17 protein-coding genes are annotated in these 22,422 nt (G+C 59.0%); 8 read left to right on the forward strand and 9 right to left on the reverse strand.

Annotation, left to right across the window (positions count from 1 at the left end):
* Positions 1–123: 123 nt before the first annotated feature.
* On the reverse strand, positions 124–1,863 hold the full coding sequence (locus tag ACHZCJ_RS16340; protein WP_321327626.1) for a VWA domain-containing protein: 1,740 nt from the start codon (positions 1,861–1,863) through the stop codon (positions 124–126).
* A gap of 235 nt (positions 1,864–2,098) precedes the next feature.
* Here ACHZCJ_RS16340 and ACHZCJ_RS16345 point away from each other — a divergent pair, with 235 nt between their 5' ends.
* A complete protein-coding gene (locus tag ACHZCJ_RS16345) occupies positions 2,099–3,499 on the forward strand; it encodes a M20/M25/M40 family metallo-hydrolase (protein WP_321327628.1) in 1,401 nt (466 codons plus the stop codon).
* Positions 3,500–3,530: 31 nt separating this feature from the next.
* On the opposite strand, the gene ACHZCJ_RS16350 is transcribed toward ACHZCJ_RS16345, so the two are convergent.
* A complete protein-coding gene (locus tag ACHZCJ_RS16350; RefSeq protein WP_321327629.1) occupies positions 3,531–4,205 on the reverse strand; it encodes a class I SAM-dependent methyltransferase in 675 nt (224 codons plus the stop codon).
* Between the two features lie 5 nt (positions 4,206–4,210).
* Entirely contained in the window at positions 4,211–5,437 is a 1,227-nt protein-coding gene (locus ACHZCJ_RS16355) for a DUF3419 family protein (protein ID WP_321327630.1), read from the reverse strand.
* Between the two features lie 174 nt (positions 5,438–5,611).
* Here ACHZCJ_RS16355 and ACHZCJ_RS16360 point away from each other — a divergent pair, with 174 nt between their 5' ends.
* Together ACHZCJ_RS16360 and ACHZCJ_RS16365 are read left to right on the forward strand one after the other, a co-directional pair.
* Entirely contained in the window at positions 5,612–6,853 is a 1,242-nt protein-coding gene (locus ACHZCJ_RS16360; RefSeq protein ID WP_321327632.1) for a putative DNA modification/repair radical SAM protein, read from the forward strand.
* A gap of 14 nt (positions 6,854–6,867) precedes the next feature.
* Entirely contained in the window at positions 6,868–8,322 is a 1,455-nt protein-coding gene (locus ACHZCJ_RS16365; RefSeq protein ID WP_321327633.1) for a UdgX family uracil-DNA binding protein, read from the forward strand.
* A gap of 30 nt (positions 8,323–8,352) precedes the next feature.
* Here ACHZCJ_RS16365 and ACHZCJ_RS16370 read toward each other — a convergent pair whose 3' ends face one another.
* Positions 8,353–9,591 carry a mechanosensitive ion channel family protein gene (locus tag ACHZCJ_RS16370; RefSeq protein ID WP_159647962.1) on the reverse strand — a complete coding sequence of 413 codons (1,239 nt, stop codon included), beginning with the start codon at positions 9,589–9,591 and terminating at the stop codon, positions 8,353–8,355.
* Between the two features lie 179 nt (positions 9,592–9,770).
* On the opposite strand from ACHZCJ_RS16370, the gene ACHZCJ_RS16375 reads away from it, so the two are divergent.
* Positions 9,771–10,955, forward strand: a complete 1,185-nt coding sequence (locus tag ACHZCJ_RS16375) for a potassium/proton antiporter (protein WP_321327636.1) — start codon at positions 9,771–9,773, stop codon at positions 10,953–10,955.
* A 37-nt stretch (positions 10,956–10,992) separates the two neighbouring features.
* Here the strand turns inward: ACHZCJ_RS16375 and ACHZCJ_RS16380 are convergent, their stop codons facing one another.
* Positions 10,993–12,279: a porin gene (locus ACHZCJ_RS16380; protein ID WP_321327637.1), complete on the reverse strand. Its 1,287-nt coding sequence runs from the start codon at positions 12,277–12,279 to the stop codon at positions 10,993–10,995.
* A gap of 445 nt (positions 12,280–12,724) precedes the next feature.
* Complete coding sequence (gene purD / locus ACHZCJ_RS16385; RefSeq protein ID WP_321327639.1) at positions 12,725–14,005, reverse strand: phosphoribosylamine--glycine ligase; 1,281 nt, start codon at positions 14,003–14,005, stop codon at positions 12,725–12,727.
* On the opposite strand from purD, the gene xseA reads away from it, so the two are divergent.
* The 3 genes from xseA to ACHZCJ_RS16400 all read left to right on the forward strand — a co-directional run bounded on the left by xseA (position 14,004) and on the right by ACHZCJ_RS16400 (position 16,649).
* Positions 14,004–15,470 carry an exodeoxyribonuclease VII large subunit gene (xseA, locus tag ACHZCJ_RS16390; protein ID WP_321327640.1) on the forward strand — a complete coding sequence of 489 codons (1,467 nt, stop codon included), beginning with the start codon at positions 14,004–14,006 and terminating at the stop codon, positions 15,468–15,470. The two genes, purD and xseA, sit on opposite strands and share 2 nt — an antisense overlap.
* Positions 15,471–15,552: 82 nt before the next feature.
* The gene (locus tag ACHZCJ_RS16395) at positions 15,553–15,762 is read left to right on the forward strand and encodes a DUF2093 domain-containing protein (RefSeq protein ID WP_100094108.1); all 210 of its coding nucleotides are present in this window, start codon (positions 15,553–15,555) and stop codon (positions 15,760–15,762) included.
* Entirely contained in the window at positions 15,759–16,649 is an 891-nt protein-coding gene (locus ACHZCJ_RS16400; protein WP_321327641.1) for a M23 family metallopeptidase, read from the forward strand. The genes ACHZCJ_RS16395 and ACHZCJ_RS16400 overlap by 4 nt, the downstream gene beginning before the upstream one ends.
* Before the next feature lie 34 nt (positions 16,650–16,683).
* Here ACHZCJ_RS16400 and ACHZCJ_RS16405 read toward each other — a convergent pair whose 3' ends face one another.
* Positions 16,684–17,241 (reverse strand): hypothetical protein, encoded by a 558-nt coding sequence (locus ACHZCJ_RS16405; RefSeq protein ID WP_159644078.1) that lies wholly within the window; start codon positions 17,239–17,241, stop codon positions 16,684–16,686.
* Positions 17,242–17,573: 332 nt separating this feature from the next.
* Here ACHZCJ_RS16405 and ACHZCJ_RS16410 point away from each other — a divergent pair, with 332 nt between their 5' ends.
* Positions 17,574–20,537, forward strand: a complete 2,964-nt coding sequence (locus tag ACHZCJ_RS16410; RefSeq protein ID WP_321327643.1) for a TonB-dependent receptor domain-containing protein — start codon at positions 17,574–17,576, stop codon at positions 20,535–20,537.
* A gap of 91 nt (positions 20,538–20,628) precedes the next feature.
* Here the strand turns inward: ACHZCJ_RS16410 and ACHZCJ_RS16415 are convergent, their stop codons facing one another.
* Complete coding sequence (locus tag ACHZCJ_RS16415; protein ID WP_321327644.1) at positions 20,629–21,369, reverse strand: 2OG-Fe(II) oxygenase family protein; 741 nt, start codon at positions 21,367–21,369, stop codon at positions 20,629–20,631.
* A 15-nt stretch (positions 21,370–21,384) separates the two neighbouring features.
* Complete coding sequence (locus ACHZCJ_RS16420) at positions 21,385–22,416, reverse strand: hypothetical protein (protein WP_321327646.1); 1,032 nt, start codon at positions 22,414–22,416, stop codon at positions 21,385–21,387.
* Between the last annotated feature and the right edge of the window lie 6 nt (positions 22,417–22,422).

Raw genomic sequence — 22,422 nt, forward strand, 5'->3', positions numbered from 1 at the left:
CAGTTGGCTTGCCCCGCCAACCGGCGGGCATTCCAGTGAAACTGTGCCCATTTGAGACAAAAGCTTATCAAATAGGGTTAATTTCCTTAAATATATTTGTCCGTCTGCCGGTGTGCGCCGCCTTCAACTGCTGCTATTGCTATCCGCCAGATCGTTGAGCTTGCGGAATTCCTGACGCCAGTAATCTCCACCCTTGCCGCTGAGCAATCCGATATTCCGGAAATCATAGCTTCCGAGATATTTGTCACCGCGCAGCTTCTGGCCGAAGGCGGCGACAGCGACCGCGAAGGCCATATCACCACGGGGCTCGCTAGCAGACCGCATATCTCCCGCCGCGATCGGCCGCGAGATCAGCCGGGACCTGTCCTCGTCGGGCAATTTATAGCGGAGTTTTACGTGCGCCATTTCGCCGCCAAGGTCGGACCGGCCGTCGGTCACGCGGTTGGCAGGATAACGCCGTTCAGGAAGCCATCCGGATGCGTCGGCCGGCATTATTTCATAAAGTGCCGTGACCTGATGACCGGCGCCGATATCACCAGCATCAATCTTGTCATTGGCAAAATCCTCTTCCGCGAGCAGCCGGTTTTCATAGCCGATCAGGCGATATTCTTTCACATGGGCCGGATTGAACTCAATCTGGATTTTCACATCCTTGGCGATGGTGAAGAGGGTTGAGCTGAGTTCGGAGCCCAGCACCTTGCGGGCCTCCATCGCGCTGTCGATATAGGCATAATTGCCATTGCCGACATTGGCTATGCCCTCCATCAGCTCGTCGCGGATATTGCCGCTACCGTAGCCTAGCATCGTCAAAGTCACACCGCTTTCGCGCTGTTTGGCGACATATTTTTTCAGCTCGTCCGTATCCGACGTGCCGACGTTGAAATCGCCGTCGGTGGCCATGATGATCCGGTTGATGCCACTATCGATGAAATTGTCCCGCGCTGTCGAATAAGCCAGTTTGAGCGCATCGCCGCCCGCGGTCGATCCGCGAGCCGAAAGGCAATCGACCGCTTCCTTGACATGGTCCTTGTTCGAAGTGGGGGCGAGCAGCAGACCGACCGTGCCGGAATAGACCACGATCGAAACCCGGTCATCGCTGCGCAATTCTCCGGCCAGCGCCGTCAGCGTCGACTTGACCAGCGGCAGCTTGTCGCGGCTGTTCATCGAACCGGATACATCGACCAGAAAGACCAGATTGGCGCGCGGCCGTTCATCGCTGGCAACATCATAGCCGCGCAGGCCAATTCTCAGCAAGCGGCTGGCATCGTTCCAGGGAGTAGTCGAGATATCGGTCGACACGCTGAACGGTGTATCCCGGTTTTGCGGTCTGGGATAATCATAGCGGAAATAGTTGATCATTTCCTCGGTCCGCACCGCTGCTTCGGGCGGCATCTGTCCGTCGTTGAGAAAGCGCCGGACATTGGAATAGCTGCCGGTATCGACGTCGACGGCAAAGGTCGACACCGGTGCATCGGCGACCCGCTTGATGCTGGCAACATCCTTGCCGTCATAGCGTTCCCGATCCTGCGGTTGCTGATAGGGGCGCGGGAGCGGGTGGGGTGCGATGCTCCGTTCGGCCGCCGCCATGCCGCTGGCTGCGGATTTGCTGGCCGTCACGACCACTTGCGACGGGGGAGGCGGCGGCGGTGCTGGCACCATCGATGGCGAGGCAAGCGCAACACCGGAGCGGCGGCCGGTAATATGATCAGCGCGGGGGCGCGAGAAAATCGAACAGTTTACCGGATCGGGCGCGGCCGGTCGCGCAATCGATCGCGCGTCGAGCGATGGCGCGGCGGACGTCAGCGCAAGGCCGGTAACCGCGAGCATCGACATGGTTTTTGCTGGTATATTGAAATGGCGCATAGCTTCCCTCCATCGCTCCGACCCGTTCGCAAAGCTGGCACACCGCGTCTGACTGGAAAATGAACATTTGATATACTGTCACAGCGATCATGATGTTGGGAAAACAATATGTGCGGCTGGAAATTATCGGAATAGTTTACATTTTCGGGTCAGCAGATAAGTTGTGATTTTCTGCGGGGGACTGATTGTGACTGCAAATGGATTTGCGAGATTGGCGCGAAAATGGACGGGCCGGATGGCGCTTGCACTGGTAGCGGGGGCTTTGTCTGTCCCACCGGCGCTGGCGCAGGACGATGTGATGCTGACGGCGCACGAGCAGATGGCGCGCGACATTTATCGCGATATTATCGCTTTTCGCACGGCGCGTGGTCAGCAACAGGTGCCGGCGATGGTGTCCTATCTCGTCGACCGCTTCAAAAAGGCCGGTTTCGACGACGGCGATATACGCGTCACCGATTATGACAGTGACGGCGAAAAGACCCAGGGGCTGATGGTTACCTATCGCGCAAGGCCGGGTAGCACCGCCAAGCCGATTGTCCTGCTCGGGCACATGGATGTTGTCGATGCACTCGCCAAGGATTGGGTGCGTCCGCCGTTCACGCTGACCGAAGAGAAGGGCTATTTTTTCGGTCGTGCCACGATGGACAATAAATATGGCATCACCAATCTGACATCGACTTTCCTGCGGCTCAAGGCAGAGGGTTGGCAGCCGTCGCGCGATCTGGTGCTGGTTTTTTCGGGGGACGAGGAATCGGGCATGGTCTCGACCGAGGACCAGGCGGAATATGTCGCCAAGAATATCGATCCGGCCTTCATCCTGAACAGCGATGCCGGGGGGATCGCGCTGGCCGAGAACGGCACACCGGTCGCCTTTCGCGTCCAGTCGGCAGAAAAGACCTTCGCTACCTTTCATCTGACTGCGACCAATCCGGGGGGGCATTCGTCCCGTCCCCGTGCGGACAATGCGATATATGAACTGGCAGAAGCCCTGACGAAGATTGCAGCCTATAAATTTCCGGTGCGGGCAACCGATTTGACCAGGCAATATTTCGCCACTGCCGGCAAACTCACGCCCGGCGAGACCGGGCGGGCGATGCTGCGTTTCGCGGCGGACCCGACGGATGCTGCGGCGATCGCGACCTTGCAAGCCAATCCGGAGACGGTCGGTACGCTGGGAACAACCTGCGTCGCCACCATGTTGGAAGCGGGCCATGCCGAAAATGCCCTGCCACAGTCGGCTACGGCCACGGTGAATTGCCGGATATTCCCAGGTGTCAGCGCTGCAGCAACCGAGGCCAGGCTGAAAAAGATCATCGGCAATGACAATATTATGTTCACGCTGATGACCGATGTCACCGAAAGCCCGGAATCAAAGCTGCGTGATGAGGTGAAGGCAGCCCTTCGCTACAGTGTCGACAAGCGATATCCGGGACTGACCATATTGCCCTATATGGAATCGGGTGGGACCGATGGCATGCATTACCGCAATCTTGGTTATGACACGGTGGCGGTTTCGGGTGCCGCCATGAAGGCATCCGACATATATGCCCATGGTCTGAACGAGCGGCTGCCGGTCGCGTCTTTCTACGACGGTCTCGATCACTGGTACTGGATATTGAAAAAGCTGGCCGAATAGGCGCGTCAGGCCTTGTCCGGGCAGATCATTTTCAAGCCCCGCGCCGGATCACGAACCGCCAGCTATAGCCGCGATATTGCGGGATGAATTCGCTTTTCGTGCCGTGTTCGTGATCGATTTCGTCGAGAAAACGGCGCAGATGGCGCCGGGGATCGACGTGAAACAGCGCCAGCCATTGCTGCAGGAGCGCGCGAAAAGGCGGCGGCAAGCCCTCGCTCTGACCGAAATCGACAATGTGCAGTTCGCCATTGGGTTCGAGCAAGGTCAGCGCTTGCCGGATCGCGCCCTGCCAGTCGGGGATCATCGACAGGCAGAAGGACAGGAATATCCGGTCAAAGCTGCGCACATCGGACGGCATAGCCAGCGCCGGATTTTCGGCGTCTCCCTGAAACAGGATTATCCGCCCGGCCATTCCGCTCTGCCTCAGATTCCTGCGCGCCACCTTCAGCATTTCCGAACTGATATCAAAGCCGAAAAACTGCGCGTCCGGCCAGACTTTCGCCGCCCGAACCAGATTGCGCGCGGTGCCGCAGCCGACCTCCAGCACCCGGCCCCCGGGGGGCGGATCAAGCTCCTCGATTAACTGGTCCCGGCCGAGCAGATAATATTTGCGGGTCAGATCGTAGATACCGCTTTGGCTGCGATAGACGCGATCCATCAGCTTCGCGTGGCGATCGCTGGCCCGCTTGCGCAAAATATCGTCCATCAGGCTCATTTCAGCCGGTACAGATGCATCGCACCATAAATGGCCGAGCGGTCCTTGCGGGTCAGCGCCTGCGACAGCTGTGCGTCATAATACCAGCCGGAAAGCAGTTCGTCGGCAACCCGACCGGGCAGCAACGTCTCTTCCGCCGCGGTGCGGAACAGCACCCGGGCGCCGGGCTTTGCGGTTCGGTCGATTTCGCTCCACAGCCGGTTGAGCTGCTGGTCGGTCATCCAGTCCTGCGCATCGAGCAATATATAGCGATCCAGCGAACCGGCGTCCTGGCTGGCCAGAAATTCGATAAAATTTTGATGCCTGATCTCCAGCTGCCGGCTGCGTTCGCCAAGCCAGTCAAAACTCGCTTCTTCCAGATAGGGCGGTACCGATCCGGGAGCGGCGCTCTGATAGGCACGGCCAAAGGCCTGCTGCGCGAAATAATTGTCGGCCAGCGCAAAATCGCAGGCCAGTTTGCGGGTCCGCTCGCACAGCACATCGGCCATGTGCCGGTCACCGGCCAGCGCCCGGTATTGCGCAGGTGGAATGCCGAGCCCGAACAGCGCCATCGGGTTGGAGCAAAGGAAGCGCATCAGCTTCTTGTGAAACAAGGGGCCGATGTGCTGTTCGAACAATTCGATCTGCTCCTCGCGCGTCCGTGCCGCCATCATCAGCGACGGTTTCGCACCGCCAATCCGGCCCAGTATATGCACCAGCCCGATAAAATTGCCGAGCAGGCCCTTCCGATAGAAGCCTTTGGCAAAGCCGTTGATCCGCCGCCGCCCGAAATGGTCGCGGCCCTCCCAATATTTGCGGCTGGCTTCGTCGAGATGGGGGCGCAGCCGGTCGCGATAGACAGCAAGATTCTGCTTGTTATCGGCCTGACCGAAAAAGCGGAAGAAATCCTCGTGGCTGTCCAGCCGCTGCGCCGCCACCGATTTCAGCCGGTTGAGCGCAATATGGGCGGCGTTGAGATCGACGGCGGTGATCTTCGCGGGATTGGCGCGCAGATAGGACAAGGCGTTGCAGCCGCCGCTGGCAATGGTGACGATATGGTGATCCGGCCGGATGTCCAGCGCCTCCATGTCGGCAACCGGATCTTCCCAGATCTGCGGATAGACCAGCCCGCGAAAGGCGAGCGAAAAGGCGCGTTCGAGCAGCCCCGCCTTGCTCGCCCGGTTCTGCAATATCGCATCGTTCAATATGGTCGACTGTTTGACGGAACCCGCTTGTACGCTCATGGCGCTTCTCCGATGGTCTGTATCATGGGTGAGAATTAGGCTGGCGGGGTGACGCGGGCGTGACCGGCATGTGACAGGTTTGCGACGGCGGAGGGGATGTGGTGACGCCCAACTTTCGGTGGAAATACTAATCCATGTTATTGAACAAAACAGGAACATGGATTAGGGCGGGCCATGTCAAAAATTTCCCGATCCGATAAACTGGCGATTCTTGCGGATGCTGCAAAATATGATGCATCCTGCGCCTCGAGCGGCTCGGTCAAGCGCAATTCGGCGAAATCTGGCGGCATCGGCTCGACCGGCGGCATGGGCATTTGCCACAGCTATGCGCCGGACGGGCGCTGTATCTCGCTGCTGAAAATCCTGATGACCAACTATTGCATGTTCGACTGCCTCTATTGCATCAACCGCTCGTCGAGCAACGTGCGCCGCGCGGCCTTCACGGTGCAGGAAATCGTCGACCTGACGCTGGATTTCTACAAGCGCAATTATATCGAGGGCCTGTTCCTCTCTTCCGGGATCATCCGCAGTCCGGACTATACGATGGAGCAACTGGTTGAAGTCGCGCGGCGTCTGCGGATCGTGCATAAATTCGGCGGCTATATCCATTTGAAAACCATTCCGGAGGCTGATCCCGAACTTCTGAAACAGGCGGGGCAATATGCCGACCGGCTTTCGATCAATATCGAACTGCCCGACGATGAATCGATCGCCCGGCTGGCGCCGGAAAAGGACGGCAAGCTGATCCGCCGGTCGATGGACAATCTCGGCAAAAAGGTGCGCGAGGCGAAAGCTGAGCGAAAGACTTCCCGCAAGGCGCCGCTATTCGCACCCGGCGGGCATAGTACCCAGATGATTATCGGTGCCGATGCGTCCGACGATGCCAAGATTCTGACGACCAGCAATGGGCTTTACGGCGAATACGGTCTGAAGCGGGTCTATTATTCCGCCTTCAGCCCGATCCCCGACGCCAGCAGCAATCTGCCGGCTCAGGCGCCGCCCTTGCTCCGCGAGCACCGCCTGTATCAGGCAGACTGGCTGTTGCGCTTCTATGGCTTCTCGGTACCGGAAATCATGCAGGGCGGCAGAGCAGGGCAGCTCGACCTGAGCATCGATCCGAAGCTCGCCTGGGCGCTGCAGAACCGCGCCCGCTTTCCGGTCAATATCAATCTGGCCGACAAGGAAGTTCTGCTGCGCATCCCAGGCCTCGGCGGCAAGGGCGTCGGCCAGATTTTGCAGGCCCGGCGGTTCACCGCCTTGCGTCTCGCCGATCTCGAACGCATCTGCCAGTCGGTGAAGAAGATATTGCCGTTCATCACCACGGTCGACTGGCATCCGGGCAAGCAACTGGATTCCCTGAACCTCTACGACCGGTTGAAACCGCCACCCGAACAGCTCAGCCTGTTTGGAGCCTGACGCTTGTGAACATAATGCCAGCCGATATTCGAAGCGTGTACCGGATCACGCTTGCCAGCGAAGTCGACCGCGATGGTTGGCGCGACCATGCGCGACGGCTGTTGCAGGCGGGTGTCGCGCCGGATCAGGTGACCTGGACAGTCGAAGGGCGGGGCAATAGCGGCGAACTGGATTTGTTGCCACCAGCCGCCTTGCCGGAGCAAAGCAGCGACCGGATCGCGTGCCCCGTCCGCATATCGAAGACTTTGCTCTCGCTGATCAACACAGCGCTGCTGCACAGCAACGAGGACCGTTTCGAACTCGCCTATCGCATCCTTTGGCGCGCGCAATCGGTTCCCGCTCTGCACCGCAATCCCGCCGACGCCGATGTGCTGAAGCTGAACCGCTACGCCAAAGCGATCCGGCGTGACATCCACAAGATGCATGCCTTCGTCCGCTTCCGCAAAATCGGCGCGTCAGAGGGCCGCGAGCAATTTGTCGCGTGGTTCGAGCCGGACCATCATATCACCGCAGCGGTCGCGCCCTTTTTCCGCAACCGCTTCACCGGCATGGACTGGCTGATCGTCACCCCCGGCACGAGCATCGCCTGGGACGGGCGCAAGCTTTCGGTCGGTCCCGGCGGCTGCAAGGAGGATGTGCCGCAGGATGATGTGATCGAGGCCGAATGGCGGACCTACTACGCCAATATCTTCAACCCCGCCCGGGTCAAGATCAGCGCGATGAAGTCCGAAATGCCGATGAAATACTGGAAAAACCTGCCGGAAGCAGAGCTGATTCCTGCGTTGCTGGAGCAGGCGGGCACGCGGGTCAAGGCGATGGTGGCGGGCGCGCCCGACGATCTGCTATTTGACCCGAGGATGGATGATCGCGCTGCAAATCTGCCAACCTCTCTGGAGCAGCTCTATGCGCTGCTGGAACAGCAACCGGACGCGCCAAGAGAAAAATTCTCCGACCGATTGATCCGCGGCATTGGCCCGGATCATGCCGAGCTGTTGATCATCGGCGAGCAGCCCGGTGATCAGGAGGACCGGGAGGGAAGGCCGTTTGTCGGTCCGGCAGGCCAGTTGCTCGACCGCGCGCTGGAGCAGGCCCGTATCGACCGGCAGCAGACCTTCCTCACCAACGCCGTAAAACGCTTCAAATTCACCCCGCGCGGCAAGCGGCGCATCCACGAAACCCCCAATGTCGGCGAAATCAACTATTATCGCTGGTGGGTCGAACAGGAGATACGGCTGGTCGATCCGAAGCTGGTCGTGGCGCTCGGGGCAACCGCCGCCCGCAGCCTGACTGGCAAGGCGGTTAAAATCGCCCGCCATCGTGGCGAAATCCTGACCGGTGCCGACGGCCGGCCCGTCCTGATCACCGTCCACCCTTCCTATCTGCTGCGCATCCCCGATGAGCAGGGGCGACAGGTCGAATATGCCAAATTCGTCCGCGATCTGCAGCTGGCGAAAGAATCTGTGAACTGAATCAGGCCGGGCCTGTCGCGATACTCGCGGTTACGCCGCCAGACCGCGCTGCAGATCGAGACCGCTGGGTTGCTGAAACGGACGCAGTCCGAATTCCGGCAGGATCGCCAGCAAATGATCGAAAATGTCCGACTGGATATCCTCATAGGCGTTCCAGTCGGTGGTGCTGGTGAAACAGTAAATCTCTATCGGAAGCCCCTGCGGTGACGGGTCGAGCTGGCGCACGAGCAATGTCATTCCGTCGGCAATTTGGCTGTTGGCGCGCAGATATTCGACGACATAGGCGCGGAACGTGCCGATATTGGTAACCCGGCGGGCGTTGACCTCGTCCCGTCCGGCTTTCTCGATCGGCGCATTCCATTTACTCAGCTCAGTCTGCTTGTGGCCAAGATAGTCGTCGAGCAGCTGGAAGCGACGAAATCCGTCCTTTTCCCCGGGCGTAAGAAAGCGGATGCCGTTCTGGTCGATGAAGATCGACCGCTTGATCCGCCGTCCGCCAGCTTCGGACATGCCGCGCCAGTTCTTGAAACTCTCCGAAATCAGACGATGGGTGGGGATGGTGGTGATCGTTTTGTCCCAGTTCTGCACCTTGACGGTATGCAGCGCGATATCGATGACATCGCCGTCGGCATTTAGCGCCGGCATCTCGATCCAGTCGCCGACGCGCAGCATATCGTTGGACGTGAGCTGCACCGATGCAACCAGCGACAGCAATGTATCCTTGAACACCAGCAATATCACCGCCGCCATCGCGCCGAGGCCGGACAGCAGCAGCAGCGGTGACTGGTCCATCAGCGCTGCGATGATCAAAATCGCCGCGCCAACGTAGAGGATGATCTTGAGCAGCTGGATATAGCCCTTGATCGGCCGGGTCGCCGAACTCGGACGATGCTCGTATATGTCGTTGGCAAGGGTAAGCGCCTTGCTCAGCGCCATTGCGATGAACAGGATGATCGAAGCGGACACCACATTGCTGACCAGGGTGATAACCGGCGCCGGCAGATGGGGAACCGCACCGATACCATTGGAGATGATCAGCGCCGGTACGATATTGGCAAGCCGGGCCGCGACCGGTAGCGGCGTGAGGTCTTCATAGGGCATCCAGCGCGTGACGATGCGCAGCACGATATGCTTGATGATGAAATTGGCAATCCACGCAATCGCGAGCAATATTCCGACGCCGACAAGCGTTTCCGCCCATGGTGCAAGATTGGGCAGAAAGGGAATGCTGTTTATGACCGAAAGGCTGTGGCTCTGGAACTGCTGCATGGTGTCATGCCCGGGGGTGGCGGGCGCTGTCTCCGTCTTCAGGGGGGTATGGAAAGCGCGAATTATGGCCGCCGGCACCGGCGGTGTCAACGGAAGCAAATGCAAGCGTTTCTCCTTTCGACCTGCCTTGCGAAATGCTATTGTCGGATATCCATAACCCCCCGATGGTCAGGAGATTCATGACTTTCTTCGACACCGAACTGACCTTGCTTGTCCTCGGCATGATATTGTTCACGACCGTGCTCGCGGGAACCCTGTCCAGCCGCTTCGGTTTTCCGGCGCTGATCGGTTTTCTCGGCCTCGGCATGCTGGCCGGTGTCGACGGTCCCGGGGGTTTCTATTTCGAGAATTTCGAGCTGACCCAGGGCATCGGCATTGCCTGCCTGCTGTTCATCCTGTTCTCCGGCGGTATGGGCACAGCCTGGCGCGACGTCCGGCGCATGGCGGCCCCGGCCTTGCTGCTGGCCACCATCGGCGTCCTGATCAGCGCGGGGATCGTGGCGCTTTCCGCCATTTTCATACTGGGCTTCGGCCCGCTGCAGGGGGCCCTGCTGGGCGCGGTGATCGCCTCGACCGACGCGGCGGCGGTCTTTGCCGTGCTGCGCAGCTCCGGCCTCGATCTGCACGGCGATGTGCCGGCGCTGATCGAGACCGAATCCGGTTCCAATGATCCGATGGCGATTTTTCTGGTCGGCGCGGCGCTGTTCCTGATCGAAAGCCCGTCCGCTTCACCGCTCCAGCTCGCGCCCGACTTCGTCATCCAGATGGTGATGGGTGCGATCGTCGGCGTCGCCATCGGCTTCGGCATGCCCGAAGTGCTGAAGCGCGGCGGATATCAGCAAGGCGGCCTCGCCTTTGTCATTTCGATCGCCGCCGCCCTGATCGCTTTCGGGCTTGCCGAAGTGCTCGCCGGCAACGGCTTTCTCGCCAGCTATCTTGCCGGCATTGTTGCCGGCAACCGGACCTATGCCGCCAAGGCGACCGTCGCCGGCTTTCAGGACGGCATGGCCTGGCTGTCGCAGGTGGTGATGTTCTTCACCCTCGGCCTATTGGTCACGCCGTCCAATCTCGCGCCGGTCATCATACCGGGGCTTTCGATAACCTTCATCCTGATGTTTGTAGCGCGGCCGCTGAGCGTCTTCCTCTGCCTCGCGCCCTTCCGCCAGTTCGACTGGCGGTCCAAGCTGTTCGTGTCTTGGGCAGGATTGCGCGGCGCGGTGCCGATTGTTCTTGCGACATTCCCTATGGTCGCCGGGGTGCCGGGGGCCTTCGCGATCTTCAACGTCGTCTTTTTCGTGGTGCTGTTGTCCAGCATCATCCAGGGGCCGACGATCAAATGGGCCGCCGACCGGCTCGGAGTCTGAAGCCGGTCATCGCTATCTTGGTAATGGTCGAACCAGTCTAGAAACCAAAGCCAAGCGAGAATCCGATTGCGGTCTCGGCCAGATGGATATTCGCCTCGCCGCCGCCAAAGGGGGCGGGGATCGATCCGGAGCCGCTCACCGTCTGGCGCGGCGCGCGCATCGCATAGCCGGTGATCTCGAATGTCTCCGAAATCTTGTACGTCGCTCCGACGGTGTAGTGATCGCGGACCACGCCCGGTGCCAATATATTGAGCAGGGTCTCCGACTGCGGGACCGGGTTGGCAGAGCGTCCGTAACCGGCGCGCAGGGTCAGCTTGTCGCTGACCCGATAGACAGCGCCGAACTTCCACACGTCGATATCGTCCCAGCCGAAGCCGGGGCCGTCGTCGGCACCGAAGGGGACGCCCTGAAGCAGCGAGGCGATTGGGTTTCCGACCGAATTGACGTCCGAATATTCGATATGCTTGAAATCCGCCCCCAGGGTCAGACGTGGCGTTGCGTCGACCGAAACGCCCACGCCCCAGGAGGCGGGCATGTCGAAACCGCCTTGTTCGGCGAACAGTCCGGCATAGCGGTCAAACTTGCTGGTCCAGACTTTTGACTGGTAAAAGGCGCCGACGCGGAAGTTGTCACCAAAGCTGCCGAGATAGCCGACGCGGAAACCCGCGCCAAAGGCCCAGTCTTCGCCGCGGTTGGTGAAAGCGCCCGGGTTCTGCGAATTGGCCGCGAACGGCTGGATGCCCTCGACCTCAAAGCTCTGCACCACGAAATGCGGCGAAAGGCCAAGGCTCTGTCCCTCGGCAATCTCCACCGCAATGGTTGGCGCAATCGAAATCTGGCGCAGGTTCACGCCCGCCGGGCCGGTGGCTCCGAAACTGGCGAAGGGATTGGTCTCGTAAGCGGTGTTCATGCCGCCATTGCCGTTGACCGCAATGCCGATCGAAACCGTGTCGGACAGCGGTCGGACATAGGCAAATTCGGGCAGGATGAAGGGATTGGCATCATTGCCAGAATAGACCCCGTCGAGCCCCGCCTGGTTGCCGATAATCTCGGAGCCACGATCGGGGATGAAAATCTCGAAGCCGACATCCAGCCGGTGCTCGATGGCGGTCGCCGAAGCCGGGTTGGTGGCAATGGCGAACGCGTCCTGCGGCATCGCAATCGCCACGCCGCCAGCGCCTTTGGACTTGGCGCCGACACCGTTGAGAAAATAGCCGTCCGTCGCCTGGGCCGTACCCGGCATGCCAAGCGCCGCGCCAGCGAGCAGGAGGCTGGCCAGCGAACGGATCGGGCGATTGGCGGCAGGGGTAAGGAAGCGGGACATGACGATACGACTTTCTGTTGGTGCGCCGGCGCAACAGGAGAGGGTGTTTGCCGGAGCGCGTCCCTAGCGATCCCCACTGGCGCCCAGCAAGGCAGGAAAGATTGCGGGCGGCGTAGCTGAGCTTGGCGTGGTGGGGGCTTGTTTCCAATGGGTCGGTGCGGGCAACCGTTTCAAAGGTCATACGCGACGGCCGGTTGGTTTCCTACAAAGGCTGCAATTCTGCGGCCAGGGGGGCAAAGGTCGCAGAAAATAAAACAATTTGTTTGTGTAAAGTTCACCGTGCGACGCAAAATTGCCGGGCTCGCACGAAGACACGAAGCCACAAAGCGCAATCTCTTGGCGCCTTTGTGCGTGCGAGCGAGTCCCATGACCATGCCCCCGGCATACGGACACGCGAAAACCGTTTCTTGGCCCGAACTTTGACACGCAAGCTCGTCGAAAAAACCTAGTTTCCCGCCTCCCGCGCAACCTCGCGCCAGCCGATGTCGCGGCGGCAGAAGCCGCTCTCGAAATCGATCTGGTCAACCGCTGCATAAGCCTTGGCCTGCGCTTCGGTGGCGCTATCGCCTAGCGCGGTGACGTTGAGCACCCGCCCGCCATTGGCGACCAGAGTGCCGTCGACCTCCGCCGTGCCGGCATGGAATATCTTGGCGTCCTCACGCTCGGCTCTGGCGAGATTCTGAATCTTGCCGCCTTTTTCCGGCGTGGCGGGATAGCCTTTCGCCGCTATCACCACGGTCAGCGCGGTTTCCGGCGCGAACACCGGCGCGCTGGTCTGGGCGAGGTCGCCCTTGGCCGTCGCCATCATCAGCTTGGCGAGATCGCTTTCCAGCCGCATCATCAGCACCTGGCATTCCGGGTCACCGAAGCGGGCATTATATTCGATCAGCTGCGGCCCCGTATCAGTCAGCATCAGCCCGGCGAACAGGACGCCGCTATAGGGCGTGCCCTCGGCGGCCAATGTGTCGACGGTCGGCTGGATGATCTGCGCCATCACCTGCTGTTGCAGGGCGGCGGTGAGGACAGGGGCAGGGCTATAGGCGCCCATGCCGCCGGTGTTCGGGCCCGTATCGCCTTCGCCGACGCGCTTGTGGTCCTGCGCGCTGCCGAAGGGAACGACATTCTCGCCATCGGTGATCGCGAAGAAGCTGGTTTCCTCGCCGGTCAGAAATTCCTCGATCACCACTTCGGCGCCGGCGTCGCCAAAGCTGCCGTCGAACATGTCGGTGATCGCGGCTTCGGCCTGCTCGCGGGTCTCGGCGATGATCACGCCCTTGCCGGCGGCCAGGCCATCGGCCTTGATCACGACGGGGATGGAGAAGCCATCGAGTGCCTTGAGCGCATCAGCCGCGCTGGTGGCGCGGACATAGCCGGCGGTGGGAATATTGGCGCGGGCGCACAGGTCCTTGGTAAAGCCTTTCGAGCCTTCCAGCTGGGCCGCTGCCTTGTCCGGACCGAAGACGAAAATATCGGCTGTGCGCAGGCTTTCGGCGAGGCCGTCAACCAGCGGCGCTTCCGGGCCGACAACGACCAGATCGATGTCATGCTCGCCGCAGAACAGGATGACTTCGCCATGGTCGCTGATGTCGAGCGTGACCAGATCGGCGTGCTGCGCGATGCCGGGATTCCCTGGTGTCGCGTAAAATTTCCCGAGCATGGGGGATTGCGCCAGCTTCCAGGCCAAGGCATGTTCGCGGCCACCCGAACCGATCAACAGGATATTCATGGACGATTCCCTCTCATTAGACGCGAAGCTCCTAGCCGAGAGCGGGCAGGGTGACAACGCCCCGCCTTTGTCGGTTTCGGAAATTTCCGGAGCGCTCAAGCGAGTGGTCGAGGATCGCTTTGGCTATGTCCGGATCCGCGGCGAAATCTCGGGCTTCAAACGCGCCGCGTCCGGCCATGTCTATCTCGCGCTGAAGGACGACAAGGCGGTGATCGACGGGGTGATGTGGAAGGGCAATGCCGGACGGCTGCCGTTCCGGCCGGAGGATGGCATCGAGGTCGTTGTCTCTGGCAAGCTGACCACCTATCCGGGCCGCTCCAAATATCAGGTCGTGATCGACAAGATGGAGCTGGCGGGCGAGGGCGCACTGATGGCCCTGTTCGAAAAGCTCAAGGCCAAGCTGCTCGCCGAGGGCCTGTTCGACCAGGACCGCAAGAAAGCGATACCGTTCCTGCCGAAGACCATCGGCGTGGTCACATCGCCGACCGGTTCTGTGATCCGTGACATCTTGCACCGGCTCGCCGACCGCTGCCCCAGCCATGTCATCGTCTGGCCGGTGCTGGTCCAGGGCGAGGGCGCGGCGAAACAGATATCTCACGCCATTCGCGGCTTTTCGGATATGGCGCCGGATGGTCCGGTCGCCCGGCCCGATCTGGTGATCGTCGCGCGCGGCGGCGGCTCGATCGAGGACCTGTGGAGCTTCAACGAGGAAATCGTGGTCCGGGCCGTCGCGGATTGTACGATCCCGATCATCTCCGCCGTGGGTCACGAGACCGACACGACGCTCTGCGATTTTGCCGCCGACCTGCGCGCGCCAACGCCGACGGCAGCGGCAGAAATGGCGGTGCCGGTTCGCGCGGAATGGCTGGCCACGCTTGCCGAGGGCAAGGCGCGGATGGCACGCAGCGTGCAGCGCGGCCTGAGCACTGCGCAAGAACGGCTGGAGGCGCAACGCCGCCTGATGCCGGCGCTGACCGATCTGATCCGTCCGCACCAGCAGCGGGTGGACGAAACGTCCGAGCGGATGAAATATAGCATGAGCCAGAATATCGCTCATGCCCGCAGCCGCTTTGCCAGCAGTGCCGGGGCCTTGCGACCGTCTATATTGAAGCAGCGGCTGGCCCGTTCGCAGGAGCAGTATAAGCGGCTCGATCTGCCGGTCAGCCTCGTGCAACGCCCGCTCGATGACGCGAAGCAACGGCTGGACGCGCTCTGGCGGCTGGCCCAGCAGGTCTCGCCCGACGGTCCGCTAAAGCGGGGCTATGCCCGAGTGTCCGGCCCGGACGGCAGTCTGATCGCCAATCGCGCCGCCGCGATCAAGGCGGGCAACCTTGATCTGCATTTCCAGGATGGAGTCGTTGGCGCGATCGTCACCGACAAGGCGCCGGCAAAACCAAAGCCTGCCTCCTCTTCGCCGAGCCGAGTCAAAAAACCGGCGGATGACAGGCAGCAGGATTTATTCTAGGGGAATTTACGTTAGGATCGGCCCGTTGTGGCTATCAACACTGTAAATCGCAGGTAAAGGATAAAGGGAGTATAAGCGTCCTATGTTAATGTCCAATCGCAACAAGGTAGCCAAGCTGCATTACATGCCGAACGGCTTCCGGCCGCTGTCGTCAGGCGACCATGTCCTGTGCGCGGTGACCGGCGAAGCGATTCCGCTCGAGGAACTGCGCTACTGGAGTGTGGAAAAGCAGGAGCCTTATGCGACTGCCCAGATTTCGGCGCATGCCCATTTGCCGGAAAGTGAAAAGTGAGCGGACGGTTTAAAGCTACCCTGTGCCTTTTTACAGCCGCGGCGGTAGCTGTACCCGCGGCCATGGTTTATGCCGGGACCGCCGAAAGCGCGGAATCGACCGCCGGCGAACAGTCGGCTTTTCGCGATGCGATACAGTTCGGGTTCAGCGGCGAAGCGATTCAGGGCGGCGTCATGATCGGCGATGCACCCGCCGGGACCCGGAGCCTGTCGTTTGACGGCGAACCCGTTTCGTTTGACGAGGATGGCAAGTTCATCATCGCCTTCAACCGCGATGCCGGGCAGGCGGCCAACGTCATTGCGACTCTCGACAATGGCCAGACGGTCCGCAAATTCATCAACATTGCTCCGCGCAAATGGAAGATCGAGCATGTCAGCATCAACCGCCGCGCCACCACCCGGAGCGCCGCCTTCATGGCGCGTCGCGGACCTGAACTGGCGCAGATCAATGCGGCTCGTTCAGTCAAGAGCGACAGCAAGGGCTGGCGCCAGACCTTCATCTGGCCGGCAAAGGGCCGCATCTCTGGCCAGTTCGGATCGCAGCGCATCTATAACGGCGATCCAGGCAGCTATCATAGCGGCATCGATATAGCCGCCCCGACCGGCACCTATTATGTCGCGCCCGCCGATGGTGTGGTGACGCTAGCGGCATCCAGCCCCTTCACGTTGGAAGGCAATCTGCTGATGATCGATCATGGCATGGGGCTCAACAGCGCCTTTCTGCACAGTTCTGAGATACTTGTGGAAGAAGGGCAGGAAGTGAAGCGCGGCGAACCGATCGGTCGGATCGGCTCCACTGGCAGCGCCACCGGCCCGCATCTGCACTGGTCGATGAAATGGAACAAGGCCCGGATCGACCCGATCCTGCTGACCGGACCGATGGACTGATTGTTGTCGGCTTATTGATGAAGCCGGCCACAGATCATTCTACCCGCTTGACCCTGATCGAGCGCTGTCCGTTGATACTCGCGAGATAGCTGCCGATTGCACCGGTCTTGATCAATATCGAATCGCCGCTGCGGGGTTCGGAATTCAGCCGGATCGTATCGGTCTGTTGCCAGCGTCCGCCTTCCTCCAATGTCAGCATCCATTTGCCGTAGCCGAATTGCCGAGCGGACGTGATGGTCGTTTCGAGCTGTTCGATGCGCTCTTCCTTGTCCTTCTCATCCGATCCTCCGCCAAACAGCCGGATTTTGGGCAGTGAGAATCCGAAAAGGCCGCGGCGTACTTCCTTGATCTGCTCTCGATCGGCGACAACCACTTGCCGGCTTTCCTGTGCTGCTGCGAGTGTCGATACCTTCGCGTCATAGCATGCCAGGCGGGCCGTTGTATCGGTAACCTTCTGACAATCAATAACGTCCTGAAAAATTGCCGGCGGCGGAGTGTTCCCATCATCATCCTTCGCCATTGCCGATGCCGGCAGAGCCGTGAGCAGGACCGCATTAAAGGCCAATGCCGCTTTGACAGTGAAATCGTTCATGATGATCTTCGTCCTCTTCTGTTGAGCTGCAATATCAGCGATCTACGTCTTATATCGGTCATAAACTAAACTTCGGGCCGAAAATCCACAACCGAAATAATCGCTTGAAAGCGGGAATCCTGACGCGATTCAAACTGTGGCAAAATAGTTACATTGTCTACAAAATCCGCTCGGGGAGCTGAACAGAAGCTTTACAGCACCAGCATCGATGTTGCATCGCAACGCCAATTCGGCGGAATAATCATTGCGTTTGGGGCGCATAGATTGCCGCCGGTCAACAACCGGGGCAGGCCATGGTGGCTTGCTTCTCCAGAATAAGGGACTGGAATATAATGACAAAATTTACAAAGCTAAAGGCGACCGTAGCACCGATGGTGCTGGGAATCGCTATGGTATCTGTACCTGCCTTTGCGCAGGAAGAAGGTGCTGCTGATGAACAACCAGGCGAATTGATTGTTGTTACCGGTTCGCGCATCGCGTCGGCAACGGTCGAGTCTGCTGCTCCGCTGCAGGTCGTATCGGCTGAATCAATCGACGATGCTGGTGTTACCAACGTTCAGGAACTTCTCCTTGAAAATCCCGTTTTCGGTACACCTGGCCTCAGCCGTACCAACTCCGCATTCCTGACCTCAGGTACCGGTGTTGCAACGGTCGATCTTCGTGACCTCGGTTCCGACCGTACGCTGGTTCTGATCAACGGCCGTCGTGTTGTTGCATCGGTTGCTGGTTCGGCAACCGTCGATCTTAACGTCATCCCGACTCAGTTTGTTGAGCGTGTTGACATCCTGACCGGTGGCGCTTCCTCGCTTTATGGTTCGGACGCTGTCGCAGGTGTTGTCAACTTCGTGTACAAGTCGAACTTCGAAGGCATTGAAGCCAACGCTCAGTACGGCATCACCGAGCGGGGCGATGACGCACGTTACCAGATGAACGTAACCGCCGGCACGAACTTCGCCGATGGCGACGGCAACCTCATGGTCCATTTCGGCTATTCGAACGAAGAAGGCCTGTTGTCCAAGCAGCGTTCGAACACCCAGATCGATGCTCTCGATTCGATCTACTTCGGTGGTGATTATGGCACCGATACCGAGCCGTTCTTCTCCAGCTTCCCGCCACAGGGTCGCTTCATTACTCCGAGCGCAACCTTCACCTACGCTCCAAACGGCCAGTTGCAGGATTGCTTCACCACCAATGGTGACACCTGTACCGCAACTGTCGGACCAGGCCTTGGCCCCAACGGGTTCAACCGCCAGCAGTTCCGTACGCTCGCCGTTCCTGTCCAGCGTTATCTCTTCGCTGCAGCCGGTGAATATGCGCTTAGCGATGATATCAACTTCTTCTTCGAAGGCACGTTCAACAAGACGTCTTCGTCGCGCATCATTGAACCGTTCCCGCTGGAATCCGGTGGTTCCAACGGCATTTTCCCAACCGATGGCGGATATAATGTCGAAAACTATCTGCCAGGCACCACGACCATCGTAGCCAACCCGTTCGTTCCAACCGAAATTCTGAATGCGGCGACGGATAGCAATGGCGACGGTCTGCGCGACATCGGCTTTGTTCGTCGTCTTGCAGAATTCGGTCCACGCTCGGGTCGCACAGAACGCGATTTCTATCGCTTCGTAGTCGGCTTCGACGGCGGCCTGTTTGATGACCGTTTTCGCTGGGACGTAAGCTACAACTACGGCCAGGTTAACGAAAACCAGACCTCTTCGGGTCAGGTCAATGTAGTTAACTTCCGTGACGCGCTTGCCGTCATGACGGATGTCAACGATCTGAATGGCAACGGTTTGACGACCGATGCGATTTGTATCGATGCGGAAGCTCGTGCAAACGGTTGTGTCGCTGCCAACATCTTTGGTGCGGGCTCCATTTCGCAGGGCGCGGTTGATTACATCCAGGCACAGGGCACGTATCAGACTGGCCTGAAACAGCAGGTTCTTCAGGGTAACCTTTCCGGTACGCTGCTTGACCTGCCAGCTGGTCCTCTTGGAATTGCTGTCGGCGTTGAATATCGGAAGGAATCTTCTTTCTCGGATAACGATGCTCTGACAAACCAGGGCCTGAATGCCGGTAACGTTTTGCCGGATACCAGCGGCTCGTTCGACGTCAAAGAAGCATTTGCTGAAATCAAGGTTCCGATCTTGGCTGATACACCAGGCTTCCAGCTTCTCGAAGTTGGCGGTGCTATCCGTGTCTCCGACTACTCGACGGTTGGTTCTGTTGTGAGCTACAACGGTACGGCTACATGGCAGCCAATTGATGATCTCCGGATCCGTGGTACCTATGCTCGTGCTGTTCGCGCTCCGAACATTGGCGAATTGTTTGCGGGTCTTTCGCAGACGTTCCCATCGGGCCTGATCGATCCTTGCGAAGGCATTGGTGCAACTGGCGGCGGTGCAACCGGCGACAATTGCCGGGCTGATGCTGGCGTTGCAGCCAACATTGCCGCAAATGGTGTGTTCACACTCAACCAGGCCGATATTCAGGGTATCTCGGGCTTCAACGGCGGCAACCCCGACCTGTTCGAAGAAACTGCAGACTCCTGGACTGTTGGTGCGGTCATTGCACCTCGTTCGATCCCTGCACTGGGCAACCTGACGATCACTGCCGACTACTACAACATCGAAATCACCGACGTGATTTCGGGCTTCCCACGGCAGTTCTCGCTTCAGCAGTGCTATGATGAAGGTAACCAGACATTCTGTGATCTGATCGTTCGTCGTCAGGCAGGCACGGCCGTTAACAGCGTGGGTTCGATCGATCTGATCAACGCCCTGCAGGTTAACGCTGCTGTTCTGAAAACCTCGGGTGTCGACGTTACCGCGTCCTGGAGCACGCCGCTTGGTTTGACAGCAGGCGATCGTCTCTCGCTTCGCGGTGCCTATACGCACGTGATCAAGAACGATTTCTTCTCGTTGCCAACTGCAGATGCCGATCCATCGGCTGGTGAAATCGGTACGGCCAAAGATCGCTTCACCGCGAACGCGACCTACTCGACCGATGACTTCAAAGTCGGATTTACCGGTACTTTCATCGGCAAGTCTTACGAAGATGACCAGTTCGACGGACCCAAGGCTTACTCGGTACCAGCATACTTCCTGCTGGACATGAACACCTCGTTCTATGTCACCGAGAAGTTCGAGTTCTACTTCGGTGTAGATAACCTGCTCGACAAATCTGCGCCTAACATCTTGACCGGTACGCCGTTCAACGTGACCGGTTCTGATACCGCTGCTGACGTTTATGACGTCTTCGGTCGGCGCTATTACACCGGTGTTCGTCTGCGCTTCTAATCGCATACGATCCAATCGGATAAAAAGAAGGCGGGCTTTCGAGCCCGCCTTTTTTATTGTCTTGGCAAGATTTCCCGTTCCTTGGCCCCGGTCAGGGATCCATCGCCCAGCCCGTGATCGCATAGCGGCCGACCGGAGCAAAAGGAGCGACATAGGAAACCGAGTGGCGCTGCGGCACCAGAAACAGATTCAGACTGTTGAATATTGGCCTGAACCCGGCGTCGACATTGCCGTTTCCGTCAAAAAAATTCAAATAACCGCCCCATTCCGACTTCCAGTCTGGGATAGTCAGGTTGAGGACATAGGCGACGCGCCGAGGATCTCTGCTGTGCAGGTCGTCATGTTCGGTCAGAAAATGACCCGGTCCGAAACAGGTGGCCTGGGCTTCCGCCTTGATCACGGATTGCACGCCGCTGACTTGCCGGATGAGATTGAGAAACGGCTGATCATTGAGATGCTCCAGCAACCGGTTCAGCGGATGGGCCGGATCCCATTGCTCGAGATAGGCGGTAAGCATGGCGTATTGCTTGTAAACGAAGCCATATTCGCCCCGACCGACGGCTTCGCCTGCCTTGTGGCTTATCGACTGTCTTTCAATGTCTGAGAGCGCTTGTGTTTCGGCGAACCGCAAGGCGCGTGGCCCTTCCGCCCCGATTTGCCAAGCCAGCCCCCAGTTTGTCCGGCTCTCAAGGACCGAACGGAAAAACTCGGCGGTTCTGATGTCCAGCGCATCGCGGATCTGGATGCGGCCCTGTGTTTTGAACTGGTCAGCCAATGCCGACAGATCCAGAGCCGGGTTCAGCTGAAACGGTACATTCTGGTCAGGGTTCATAATCTGTTTCGGCCTTTATTCCTGTGAAGAAAGCAACGGTGCGGGCAGATCGAGCGAGAGATTCTGGCTGTCAGCAACGGCGGCAGCCCATTGCACGACCATATCGATTTCTTCTCCGTTCGAATCCTGAACGTTTGAATGCTGGTCCAGACGTGCCGTGGTATCGAATTTTGAGAAATCTTTGGAATGTTGAGTAAAAGCCGGCCCAGCTACAATCCTGTCTATCTGCTTCTCGCCAAGATTGAGCGTAAAAAAGGAGGAGATACGTGCGATAGTGGCCTGCTTGTTGCGCAAAAATACCTCGCTATCGAGGCTTTTGATGCGGTCTCCCCCAAATTGATCGATCATTTTGGCAAATCGTGCATGTTCGGAGAGCCATGCCACGGCGGCGACCTGGATATCGGTCAGACGGAGCAAGTCGGCCGAGGTAAAGCCGCCAATAAGGTCACCGTCATCCATGATACCGATCATATTTTCCCGCGCCCAGATTCTCCCCCACATATTTTTCGCCGCCAGCGACCGCAAAAAGGACTTCAGCGGAGCATGTAGAAACAGCGCTTTCGAATCCGGACGCAATTTCAGGATCGACGGTGCCAGGCAATTGACGACATTGGATGGTTTGATGATGATTTTCTCGCCGCTGGAGAATGGGCGTGCCAGAAGATCAACTGATTGCTGCAGAATCTGATTGAGTCTGGCCGGTGCCGCGCCGCGCCGTTTCATGCCCACCAGATCGTTGAGGACAATCGGTTCCTTCAGTCCCATGGAAACACCATCGATATCGAGGGCGCGTGCCATCATCGTCGAGCAGGCAAAAGCGGAATGAAAGACGAAGTCTACGGGCGCCAGAGTTTCCGGTTTTAGATTAATGTCTTTGGCTTCGATCATAGTCCGGCGCGATTGCGCGGGAATATATTCGTCGGTCAGGAACGTGCAGCGCCGATGCTGCTCGCGGTCTAATGCAACGAACTGAAAAGCATCGCTGGTCTCATCGTAACGGTGGGCGAGAAACTCGGCGTTTCTGGTCATTTCTGTGTTTGAAGTCATAATGGC

The sequence above is a fragment of the uncultured Parasphingorhabdus sp. genome, from assembly GCF_963677535.2.
Lineage (GTDB): Bacteria > Pseudomonadota > Alphaproteobacteria > Sphingomonadales > Sphingomonadaceae > Parasphingorhabdus.